Source organism: Bacillus sp. FSL W8-0848, from assembly GCF_038007805.1.
In the GTDB taxonomy this organism is placed as follows: Bacteria; Bacillota; Bacilli; order Bacillales; family Bacillaceae; genus Bacillus; species Bacillus glycinifermentans.
On record NZ_JBBOYB010000001.1, the window covers coordinates 2908127 to 2920100 of the forward strand.

The 11974-nt window shown below is 47.3% G+C and carries 9 protein-coding genes; 1 reads left to right on the forward strand and 8 read right to left on the reverse strand.

Translation table 11 applies throughout. The features are described 5' to 3' along the window. Positions 1 to 20: 20 nt before the first annotated feature. From tlpB (NSQ39_RS15380) to tlpB (NSQ39_RS15390), 3 genes are all read right to left on the reverse strand, one after another. The gene (tlpB, locus tag NSQ39_RS15380) at positions 21 to 2006 is read right to left on the reverse strand and encodes a methyl-accepting chemotaxis protein TlpB (RefSeq protein ID WP_216899546.1); all 1986 of its coding nucleotides are present in this window, start codon (positions 2004 to 2006) and stop codon (positions 21 to 23) included. 129 nt (positions 2007 to 2135) lie between these two features. Beyond that, the gene (gene tlpB / locus NSQ39_RS15385; protein WP_046129951.1) at positions 2136 to 4121 is read right to left on the reverse strand and encodes a methyl-accepting chemotaxis protein TlpB; all 1986 of its coding nucleotides are present in this window, start codon (positions 4119 to 4121) and stop codon (positions 2136 to 2138) included. A gap of 144 nt (positions 4122 to 4265) precedes the next feature. Next, entirely contained in the window at positions 4266 to 6251 is a 1986-nt protein-coding gene (tlpB, locus tag NSQ39_RS15390) for a methyl-accepting chemotaxis protein TlpB (RefSeq protein ID WP_046129950.1), read from the reverse strand. A 176-nt stretch (positions 6252 to 6427) separates the two neighbouring features. Between tlpB (NSQ39_RS15390) and NSQ39_RS15395 the strand changes: the two genes are divergently transcribed. Further along, positions 6428 to 7165 (forward strand): protein-glutamine gamma-glutamyltransferase, encoded by a 738-nt coding sequence (locus tag NSQ39_RS15395; protein WP_046129949.1) that lies wholly within the window; start codon positions 6428 to 6430, stop codon positions 7163 to 7165. On the opposite strand, the gene NSQ39_RS23130 is transcribed toward NSQ39_RS15395, so the two are convergent. The 5 genes from NSQ39_RS23130 to NSQ39_RS15420 form a co-directional block, all read right to left on the reverse strand. Then, complete coding sequence (locus NSQ39_RS23130; protein ID WP_302052233.1) at positions 7145 to 7267, reverse strand: hypothetical protein; 123 nt, start codon at positions 7265 to 7267, stop codon at positions 7145 to 7147. The genes NSQ39_RS15395 and NSQ39_RS23130 overlap by 21 nt on opposite strands. A gap of 249 nt (positions 7268 to 7516) precedes the next feature. After that, positions 7517 to 7918: a secondary thiamine-phosphate synthase enzyme YjbQ gene (locus tag NSQ39_RS15405; protein WP_046129948.1), complete on the reverse strand. Its 402-nt coding sequence runs from the start codon at positions 7916 to 7918 to the stop codon at positions 7517 to 7519. A gap of 36 nt (positions 7919 to 7954) precedes the next feature. Then, positions 7955 to 9640: a glycoside hydrolase family 13 protein gene (locus tag NSQ39_RS15410; protein ID WP_046129947.1), complete on the reverse strand. Its 1686-nt coding sequence runs from the start codon at positions 9638 to 9640 to the stop codon at positions 7955 to 7957. Between the two features lie 91 nt (positions 9641 to 9731). Then, positions 9732 to 10463 carry a GH12 family glycosyl hydrolase domain-containing protein gene (locus NSQ39_RS15415; RefSeq protein ID WP_046129956.1) on the reverse strand — a complete coding sequence of 244 codons (732 nt, stop codon included), beginning with the start codon at positions 10461 to 10463 and terminating at the stop codon, positions 9732 to 9734. Between the two features lie 238 nt (positions 10464 to 10701). Beyond that, complete coding sequence (locus NSQ39_RS15420) at positions 10702 to 11964, reverse strand: hemolysin family protein (RefSeq protein WP_373688043.1); 1263 nt, start codon at positions 11962 to 11964, stop codon at positions 10702 to 10704. Positions 11965 to 11974: the final 10 nt, after the last annotated feature.

Sequence of the window (11974 nt, forward strand, 5' to 3'; positions counted from 1 at the left end):
AAGTCCGGCAGCCCTTTTTGCTATTCAATTTTAAATTTTGTCGTTAAATCGCGGAGCTCTTCCGCCATTTGTTCAAGCGTTGCCGCGGACGAGCTGATCTCTTCCATTGAAGCGAGCTGTTCTTCCGCCGAGGCAGCGATATCCTGAATGCTGCCCGAGCTTTCCCTTGAAACATCGGCAATCTCCTCAACGGCTCCTGCGACTTCCTCAGACCCTGCTGAGAGCTGTTCAACAGCCGCGTTCATGTCCTTTAGCTTTTCCGCGATTTCGTTCGTCATATTGTAGATTTGCTTAAAGCTTTTGTCCGTTTCGTCCGTAATCGTAAGCCCGGACTGAACTTCGCGGTTGACGGCCTGGAACATGTCAAGCGATTTTCCGATCTCCTGAACGATTTCCTGAATGAGGCCTTCGATTTCCTTCGCAGAGGATGCCGATTGTTCTGCCAGCTTGCGCACTTCTTCAGCTACGACCGAGAAGCCGCGTCCCGCTTCGCCGGCCCTTGCCGCTTCAATCGCGGCATTAAGCGCCAATAAATTCGTTTGATCTGCAATGCCGTTGATCACTCTGAGAATGGCCGTAATATCTTTTGACTTTCCTTCAAGTCCTTTGACGACAGATTCCGCCTGTTTCACGGACTGATCGATTGAATTCATCTGTCCGACCGTTTGCTGGACGAGATCTCCTCCCGTACCGGCGATTTGCGTCGATTGTGCGGACGAATCAGTAATCGCAGCGGAAACTTTAGACATTTCAAGCAGTCTCTTGTTCATCTGAGTCAGCTGCTGGGAGCTTGTTTCGACTTTCTCGCTTTGGCTTTCATTTCCGTTTGAAAATTGTTCGATCGCCATTGTAATGTGCTCGGTCGCTTTGCTTGTCTGATCCGCGCTTGCGGTCAGCTGTTCTGAAGAAGACGCCACATTTTCCACGGACGTTTGGATAACGCCGATCAGCGAGCGCAATGATTCAGCCATTTCATTAAAGCTCATGCCGAGCTGTCCAATTTCGTTTTTGGAGCGGACGTTGATGTTTTGCGTGAGATCGCCGGCGCTGATGCTTTTCGCCGAAGAAACGAGCTCGCTTAACGGTCCTGTGATCGATCTGATAATGAAGAACATCAGGATCACGCCCGCTGCGATGCTAACGGCCAGCGTGATGAGAGCGGCATACAAAACAGGCTGGGACGCTTCTTCGATTTCATTCGCATACATCGTACCGCCGATCTTCCAGCCCGTCAGCTTGTTTGTTGCAAAAGCCATCTGCTTGTCGCCGTCCAGGTTAAATTTAGCGATGCCTTCATCTTTTGCATACATTTGCTTGGACCAGCTGCTGTCTCCAATATCTGTGCCCGCTTCCTTTGTCGGATGGGCAACGAACTTTTTGTCGGCACTTGTGATAAAGGCGTAGCCTTTTTTCCCGATCTTGACGCGGTCGGTTGCTTTAATCAGCGCTTCAATCTTCATGTTGACCGCCACAACCCCGGAGCCGTCTGACGTTTGCTTGGCGATTGTGACGACCAGCGTTCCGGTTGAAGCTGTCTTATATGGATTTGTAACGATCACTTTTCCTTTATTTTCAACGGCTTGCTTATACCAGTCCCGATCAACCGGATTATATCCGCTCGGCATCTCCTGAAACGGATAGCGGACGAACAGCCCGTCTTTTGATCCGGCGAAAATGCCTTCAACATCTTGATTCAGCTTGGCGTACTGTTCAAACTTTGCTTTTAAAGTGGCGTTGCCTTTCTCTTTAAACGCACTTTCTTTAATCCAGTCGCTGAAGTAGGATATAGCCGTCGATTTCTGGCTGATATTCTGATCGATAATGTCATTGAGCTGTTTTACGTTTTCCTGCGCATTGCTCATGATTTCTGTATCAAGCGTACTGCTGGCCGTATGATAGGCGCTGTAAGAGAGCACGATAATAGGAACGGTTAAAATTAACAAAAATGAAAGAATTAATTTCTTTACAATTGAGGGACGTTTGATCCAATTTATCATTTTTGACATATTCTAGTTGACCCCTTTTCTTTTATATTTTTAATATCGGATTCTTATAAAAAATTTTTTATTGATTTTTTAATTTTTTATAATAGCAGATCGCCAAAAAAACACCCGGGGAACGCCCGGGTGCTTTCATTATTCGATTTTAAATTTCATTGTCAGATCGCGAAGTTCTTCAGCAAGCTCCGCCAAGGTCGTAGAGGATGCGCTGATCTCTTCCATTGAGGCAAGCTGCTCTTCCGCTGAAGCGGCGATATCCTGGATGCTTGCCGAACTCTCTCTGGAAACGTCCGCTATCTCTTCGACGGCGCCGGATACTTCCTGAGAGCCTTTTGACAACTGTTCGACCGCTGCATTCATCGTTTGCAGCTTGCCGGCGATCTCATTTGTCATATCGTAAATCGTTCTGAAGCTTGACTGTGTTTCATCGGTTATTTCAAGCCCTGACTGAACTTCATGATTGACCGATTTAAACATATTCAGCGAGTTGTCGATTTCTTTGACGATTTCCTGAATCAAGTCTTCGATCTCTTTAGCAGAGCCTGCCGACTGTGCAGCCAGCTTCCGCACTTCTTCGGCAACGACTGAAAAGCCTCTGCCGGATTCTCCGGCGCGCGCTGCTTCGATTGCGGCGTTCAGCGCCAGCAGGTTCGTCTGGTCGGCAATTCCGTTGATGACGCGCAGTATGCTTGTGATGTCTTTTGACTTGGCTTCAAGCCCTTTGACAACAGATTCTGCCTGTTTGACTGACCGGTCGATCGAATTCATTTGGCCGACCGTCCGCTGAACGAGCTCCTCGCCTTTTCCGGCGATCTCGGTTGATTTTACGGAGACATCGGTAATGGCAGCCGATGTTTTTGTCATGTCATGAATCCCGTGATTCATTTTATTTAGCTGATGCGCGCTTGCTTCCACTTTTTCTTTCTGGCTTTCGTTTCCGTCCGAAAATTGTTCGATCGCCATAGTAATGTGCTCAGTCGCCTTGCTTGTCTGCGCAGCGCTTGCGTGGAGTTCTTCAGAAGATGCGGCCACATTGTCAACCGACGATTGAATGACGCTGATCAATGAGCGCAATGATTCGGCCATTTCGTTAAAGCTCGTGCCGAGCTGACCGAATTCGTCTTTTGACTTCACTTCGATCTGCTGCGTCAAATCGCCGCTGCTGATGCTTTTCGCCGATGATACGAGCTGATTTAAAGGCTTGCTGATGCCGCGGACGATGAAGTAGACGAGGATGGCGCCAAGCACAATCGCGACGGCTAAAATGATTACGGCCATGTTGAAGACCGGCTGCGCCGCTTGTGTTATTTCATCTGTGAACATCGTTCCGCCGATTTTCCAGCCGGTTAATTTATTTGTTGTGAAAGCCATCTGCTTTTCTTTGCCTTCAAAGGTGTACTTAAACGAACCGTTTTCTTTGCCGTACATCTGTGTAACCCAATCGCCCTGGCCTTCCGTTCCGGCTTTGATTGTCGGGTGGGCGATATATTTTTTATCCGCGCTTGCAATAAATGCAAACCCGTCTTTTCCGATATTGACACGCTTCGTCGTTTTAATCAGATCATCTATTTTCATGTTGACCGCGACGACCCCTGAGCCGTCTGCCGTTTGTTTTGCAATCGTGACAACCGTCGTTCCTGTTGAAGCGGTCTTATAAGGATCTGTAACGACCACTTCGCCTTTTTTCTCAACGGCTTTTTTATACCAGTCTCTTTCAACAGGATTATAATCGCTTGACATCTTTTCTTCAGGATAGCGGACGAACAGGCCGTCTTTTGAGCCTGTATAGATGGCTTCAACATCCTGGTTGAGCTTTGCGTATTGCTCAAACTTTTCCTTCAACGTAGCGTTTCCCTTTTCTTTATAGAGCTTTTCATTAATCCAGTCGCCGAAATATGAAACTGCATTTTCTTTTTTTTCGATATTTTGATCAATGATTTCATTCAACTGTTCAACATTGTCGCGGGCGCTTCTCATAATTTCGCTTTCAAGGGTGCTTCCCGCGGTTTGATAGGCGCTGAAGGAGAGCGCCAAAATCGGAACCGTCAAAACCAATAGAAAACTTAAAAACAGCTTTTTGGAAATTGACGGACGTTTGATCCATTCCAATAGTTTGTTCATATGATATAACTCCTTTTAGCTTTCAAATTCATGAAATTAATATCGGACCTTTATCATATTTATGTATATAAAAAAACTTTTTTAAGTGTTTTGAAATATTCTAAAAATAAACAACAAAAAGAAGCTGCCAGGCAGCTCCTTCTATTATTCAATCTTAAATTTTCTCGTCAGGTCGCGGAGTTCTTCAGCCATTTGCTCAAGCGTCGCCGCGGACGAGCTGATCTCTTCCATCGATGCCAGCTGTTCCTCCGCAGATGCGGCGATGTCCTGAATGCCGGCGGTATTTTCTCTTGAGACTTCGGCGATGTCCCCGACAGCTTCCGATACGTCCTGCGAGCCTTTTGACAGATGTTCGACCGCTGCGTTCATCGTTTGCAGCTTGCCGGCAATCTCATTTGTCATTTCATAAATATGTTTGAAGCTGGACTCGGTTTCTTCGGTGATTTTCAAACCTGACTGCACTTCATGATTGACCGACTGGAACATCGTAAGGGAATGTTCGATTTCTTTGACGATTTTCTGTATTAAATCTTCGATCTCTTTAGCAGAGCCTGCCGATTGGGCGGCCAGCTTCCGCACCTCTTCAGCAACGACGGAAAATCCGCGGCCCGACTCCCCGGCGCGTGCGGCTTCGATTGCAGCGTTCAGCGCCAGCAAATTCGTCTGATCGGCGATGCCGTTGATGACGCGCAAGATTGCCGTAATATCCTTTGATTTGGCTTCAAGCCCTTTAATGACGCCTTCGGCCTGTTTGACTGAGCGATCGATTGAATTCATCTGGCCGACGGTTTTTTGCACGAGCTTCCCGCCCGTTTCGGCCATTTTTGTCGATTGTACCGAGGAATCTGTTATCTCTTCTGATACCCGGGTCATATCCTTTAACCTGTCATCCATGTTTCTTAATCTGTGCGAGCTCGCCTCGACTTTTTCGCTTTGGCTTTCAGCCCCGTTGGAGAATTGCTCGATGGCCAGTGTGATGTGCTCCGTCGCCTTGCTCGTCTGATCTGCGCTTGCCGTCAACTGTTCTGAAGAAGACGCCACATGCTCGACCGATTCCTGAATGGCGCTGATCAGAGAGCGCAGCGATTCAGCCATCTCATTAAAGCTTGTGCCGAGCTGTCCGAGCTCATCATTTGAGCGGACGTCGATTTTCTGCGTCAGATCGCCGTTGCTGATGCTTTTCGCCGATGATACGAGCTGATTCAAAGGCTTGCTGATGGCACGGACGATGAAGTATACAAGAATGCCGCCAAGGACAATTGCGGCGGCCAAAACGATTGCCGCCATGTTGAAAACGGGCTGTGCCGCATCTGTTATTTCATCCGTAAACATCGTTCCGCCGATTTTCCAGCCTGTCAGCTTGTTTGTCGTATAAACCGTCTGCATCTCCTTATCCTGATCATTGTATGTGAGCATACCTTTTTCCTTGCCGTACATCTGCTCTGACAAGCTTGATTCGACTTCGGTTCCGGCCTCGATTTTCGGGTTGGCTACGTATTTTTTTTCAGCGCTTGAAATAAAGGCAAATCCCCTTTTTCCGATGCTGACGCTGTTTGCCGATTCAATCAGCTGGTCGATGTTCATGTCAAGCGCGACAACGCCTGAGCCATCGTCGTTTTGCTTGGCGATTGTTATGACCATATGGCCTGTTGAAGCAGACTTGTAAGGTTCAGTGACGATCGTCTCGCCTTTTTTCTCAACGGCCTGCTTATACCAATCCCTCTCAACCGGGTTATAGCCGCTCGGCAGTTTTGCATTCGGATATTGAGTATAGGCGCTTTCCTTAGATCCTGTGTATACAAGCTCGACATCTTTGTTTTGCTTAATGTACTGTTCGAATTTTTCTTTTAAAGAAGCCTGTCCTTTTTCGGTATAGGCCTTTTTATTGATCCATTCGCTAAAATAAGACACATCGGTTTCCTTGCTCCCGACAGTTTGGTTGATAATATCATTTAACTCATCGACATTGGCTTTCGCGTTTCTCATGATTTCTTCTTTAAGCGTGCTGCTGGCCGTATAATACGAACTTGCCGCAAGTACGAGAATCGGAACTGTCAAAACCAGAATAAATGAGAAAATTAATCTTTTTGAAATAGACGGACGCTTGATCCAATCCAATACCCTTTTCATTTTCCTTACCCCTTTTCATCGATTTACTCATTTAATATCGGAGAAGGGGCCCGTTTTTACATCGAAAAAGAAAAAAAGTAATTTTCAAAAAACAGCCCTTTCGCGAATCGATGCCGCCGTTTCCCCTGCCCAAGCTTTAGGCATACGATAATAAAAAAGGAAAAAGGGTGCTTTTTATGATCAATATTTCAGGATATTGGCTTCGCCCGGAAGACGCGGAGAAACTGAACATCAGCCAAATGCAAAAGAACATCGTCAATCAGATGATTTCAATGCCTGCACAGTATAGATATGATGCGGTTCGCGAGCTGCTGTTCGAACTCAGCTTCAGGGAACATACCGTCGAATCGGCTAAAGCGCTGATCAACAGCGGAGCAAAGTTTGCCACTTTTTCAAAGACGTATGGCAATGAGGCGTTCTGGAGGGTGACGCCGGAAGGAGCGTTAGAATTGAGGTACAGAGCGTCCGCTTCCAATGCGATTAAAAACATTTTTGGAAGCGGTTCTCTTTACGCGTTTGAATGTGCGACCGCGATCGTCATCATCTTTTATATGGCGCTGGTCAGGACGATCGGCGATCAGGCTTTTGACAGGCATTATGACAGGATCATTCTATATGATTGGCATTATGAGAAGCTGCCGATCTTCACCGAAAAAGGAAACGATTTTCTTCCGGGAGACTGCCTGTATTTCCAAAATCCCGATTTCGACCCGTCAAGACCCCAATGGCGCGGGGAAAACGCCATTTTTTTAGGCAATGACCAATATGCGGCACACGGCTTAGGCATTTTGAGTGCGGGAAGCATCATTGAAAAGCTGAACCGGCTGAGAAAGCCCGGTGCACAGACGTCCGCCCACCTTCTTGCCCAAACCACGCGGGTTGATATTCCGGCGTTATACCAGATGGTTAGATAGCTCGGACGGCACAAGCTGATCCAGCAGTTCCTTTACGGTTGTTTTCCTGCCGCCGGCCGCAATGAGCGGCACAGACACATGATCGGCAGCTTGCAGAATCAAGGCCGTCGAGCCGCCGGCCGGCTCTCCTTTCGTCTGCAGAAAGTTCCCTTGCGGCCGCCCGCTTCGCTTCCTTGGACGACGATGAGATCCATTCTCCTTTCTTCAAGCAGAACTGTCTCTTTCACTAAGACCGCACAACAGCCCCGTTTTTTCAGCTCGGGGACGGCTGCAGCAAGTGCGGGCGTCGGCGGCGCCTGTATGACGGGTAGCGATAACCCTTCATAAACTCATTCATCGTATTTCCTCTTTTTAGCCGGCGATGATTTTAACATAACACGTCCTCGACCTCGGACCGTCAAATTCACAGAAATAAATCCCCTGCCATGTCCCGAGCACCAGCTTCCCGTCTTCAATGATGATATGCTGCGACGCACCGACTGTACTTGACTTCATATGTGCCGCAGTATTTCCTTCCATATGGCGGTCAAGCCGGTGTTCCCATGGATACACTTCGTCAAACCGCCTCAGCATATCCCGTTTTACATCGGGATCGGCATTTTCGTTGATCGTGATGCCCGCCGTCGTATGCGGGCAATAGACGATAACAGCGCCGCTGGATACTTCCTCTTCGCTGATAAATGCCTGCACTTCGTCAGTGATATCGAGCATTTCATCCCGTTTGTTCGTCTGAATGGCTATTTTTTTCAACATGTCAATCTGCTCCTTTCTTTCATCTTCAATTCGCTGTCAATTTCCGATCTCCTGTTTTGGCAGGACATAAACCCGTGCTTCATAAGGCTTCATCATAAACGAAGTCAGATGCTGATGAGGTTTTATAGCGATATTGGAAAGCAAGAGTCCGCCGCTCGATAAAGGGTAAGCGGGATGACGGTAAAGCGCGGAATCCGGACTGAGATTTGCCATCACTAGCGCGGTTTCTCCTTCAAGCTTGCGCAAATAGGCAAAAATTTGCGGGTCCTCCGCAAGGATGATTTCAAACGCGCCGTCAATGAACACATCATGCCGTTTCCTGATGGCGATCATCCGTTTGTAGAAATGGTAGATCGAATCCGGGTCCTGCTGCTGGCAGGCGACATTGATCAAGCGATGATTTTCATTAACGGGCAGCCACGGTATTCCGCTTGAAAAGCCGGCATTGCCGGAATCCGTCCATTGCATCGGCGTCCTCGCATTATCCCTGCTCCTCATCCAAATCGCTTTCATCGTGTCTTCGTGTGATCTGCCGGCTTGTCTTTGCCTGTCATAATAATGTTTTACGGAAATATCGTCATAATCATCGATATCGAAAAACGCAGCATTTGTCATTCCGATTTCCTGCCCCTGATAAATAAAAGGCGTACCCTTCATTAAAAAATACATAGCAGCCAAGGCTTTCGCACTCTCATTTCTGTATGTCCCGTCATCCCCCCATACCGAAACAGAGCGGGGCTGATCATGGTTTTCCGTAAAAAGCGCATTCCATCCCACCCCTTCAAGGCTGGTCTGCCAGTCTGACAAAATGCGTTTCAGTTTAACGATATCGATTCGCGCTCCTCCCTCAATGTCCCAAAGGCCGAGATGTTCGAACTGAAAAATCATGTTGAAAACCCCGTTTTTCTCGCCGGCCCATTCTGCAGCTTCATCCGCTTTGACCCCGTTTGCCTCCCCGACCGTCATGATGTGCCCGTGTTTTGCAAACGTTTCCTGCTTCAGCTCCCGAAGGAATTCCATAATCCCGTCAACATTCATGTGATAATCATAGGAGGGTACATAGGGAAGATCATTCGGATTGGGCAGGTCGGGGAGCCCTTCCTTTTTCTTAATATGGGAAATCGCATCCACCCTGAAACCGTCTATTCCTTTTGCAATCCACCAGTTCACCATCCCGTATACGGCGCGGCGCATGCCGCTGTTTTCCCAATTCAAATCAGGCTGTTTTTCCGCAAATACATGCAGGTAATACTGATCAGTTTGACGATCATGCGTCCAGGCGGAGCCGCCGAATATGCTTTCCCAATTATTCGGCTCACCGCCGTCTTTCCCGTCCCTCCAAATATACCAGTCGCGTTTCGGCGATTCTTTATCAGCCCTTGATTCGATAAACCATGGATGCTCATCGCTGGTATGGTTGATGACAAGATCGATGACAAGCTTCATGCCGAGCTGATGGGTCTCAGACAATAAGGCGTCAAAATCGTCCATCGACCCGAATTCTTTTAAGATGCTTTGATAATCTCTAATATCATAGCCATTGTCGGCATTCGGCGAATCAAAAACGGGACAAATCCAGATGGCGTCAGCCCCCAGTTCTTTTATATAAGAAAGCTTTGCCCTGATTCCGTTAATATCCCCGATACCGTCTCCGTTCGAATCCATAAAGCTGCGCGGATAAATTTGATAAACAACCGCCTCTTTCCACCATGCCCTTGTCATCAGCACACTCCTTATCAGTTATTTCGTTTGATATATATAGAAAAAAGCGCAAAAAAATCACCGCCCTTTTAAAAGAGCGGCGGTATCACCTTTAGCGGACCGTAACATCCCAATTGGAAATGTTAATCTGTCCCGTCCCTCCGAAAATTTCCGTTCCGAATTCGACGCTGCTGACATATTTGGTTTTAGAGAGCCATTTCTTTGAATCCGCGAGGTAGTTTGTGAAGTCGCGGATGTTTAGGCTTGCGCTTTGAACATTTGATGTTCTGACAAAGGAATACACATTCCAGCCCTTGCCGTTCCCTGCATCTACATATCCTTTGTGCACGTTCCATTTGTGGCCGCCGATTGAAACAGTTTCGACGTAAGAACCTAACGGCCCGGCGTTTGTATTGTTCAGCCAAATCATGATTTCATCGGTTGGAGCAGTGTCCCAGCTCGCTTTATTCGTGTTGTGCAGCCAAATGTCATAGGCGGCATTATACGTTCCGTTCGCACTGATCGAATAGCTGACTTTTGTGTTGATATTTTTTCGATCTGACAGACGGGTCGGTAGTCCGCTTCCCTTCGTATAGCCTTCTGTCCAATGCCAACCGCTGACAATCGACGGATACGCCTTCACAGAGCTTGTGCTGCTCGGCCAATTCCATACCCAGCCTAAATCGGAATCGCTGTTATGATAAATGGTCTGCCACCAGCCGCTGACTTGATCAGCTCCCCATACATTGTTGAAAATGTAGTACTTTTTGTTTTTAAAATATATTTTGTCTGACGGGGTTGAGGACGAAGCTCCAAAGGCCGTAAGCGGCCCCGCCAATAACATGATGCATGCGATGCCAAATAGAAGAATTGATTTTACGGCATGTCTGTTCACGTTTTCAAAACCTCCTTATATGATGTACAGACGATATTATAAAAGAGATTGGACAACAGTACATTCGCAAAAAGTCATGATTTCCCATGAATACATCTTCTTATCTTTTTCACATTACCCTTCAGACAGGAAGCAAACAGCGGCTATAGAACTAAAAAAGCAGCCGCACGGTCCCGGCAGCTGCAATTTAAAAATCCGTTTTTTTGATTTCGACAAAGCGAATATGATGATCTTCAGCGTCAAGAATCTTAAATTCGCATCCCTCCGAACGGAAAATATCGCCGTTTTTGAGTTCCATTTTTTGCGTGAGGAGCCATCCGCCAATCGTGTCGACCTCTTCGTTTTCGATCGCGATGTGAAGCAGGTCATTCACTTCGTCAATGAGCGCTTTGCCGTCCATGATATAATGATGCTCGCCTTTTTTAACGATATGCGGCATTTCATCCTGATCAAATTCGTCCCTGATTTCCCCGACAATTTCTTCCAAAATGTCTTCAACGGTGACAAGGCCGGCCGTTCCTCCATATTCATCGACAAGGATCGCCATGTGGATGCGCTCTTTTTGCATTCTGATCAACAGCTCCTGGATGGGGATGCTTTCGATCACTCTGATGACCGGCCTCATCAGCTCGGACAAATCAATTGTCTGATCGAGAAAGTACGATTTAAAGAGATCCTTGCTGTTGATGATGCCGATAATATGGTCTTTATCATCCTTTATCACCGGATATCTTGTGTAGCGTTCATTCATGACCGTTTCAATCGCTTCCTTCATCGACTGATCCGACGAAATCACCGCAATCTCCGTCCTCGGCACCATAATTTCCCTTGCCAGCCGGTTGTCAAATTCGAAGATTTTTGTGACATATTTATACTCCGACTGGTTGATCTCTCCCTTTTTATAGCTCTCGGAAAGCATGATCCTCAGCTCTTCCTCGCTGATTACCACTTCATGCTCCTTCACCGAATGAAAGCCGAACAGCTTGGCCAGCGCGCTGGCTGAGCCGTTTAATAATTTAATGAAAGGAAACATGATTTTATAGAAAATAATAAGCGGCCTCGCCGTCCATAAGCTGACAGCCTCCGCTTTTTGAATCGCAACCGTCTTCGGTGCAAGTTCTCCCATTACGACATGAAGAAAGGTAATGACGACAAAAGCCGTTACGACCGACGCGATCCTTAAAACAGATTCAGGCATGCCGACGTAGGCAAATACCGGGTGGATGATTTTTTCAAACGTCGACTCCCCCAGCCAGCCGAGTCCCAGAGCCGTAATGGTAATGCCGAGCTGACAGGCGGATAAATATTCATCAAGGTTTGAAACGACCCTTTTGGCTGCGATCGCCCGCACATCTCCGGTCGCAACCAATTGATCGATTTTCGTGCCGCGAATTTTGACAATCGCAAACTCTGCGACGACAAAGAAAGCCGTAGCTGCGATTAAAAGCATGACGAGTATG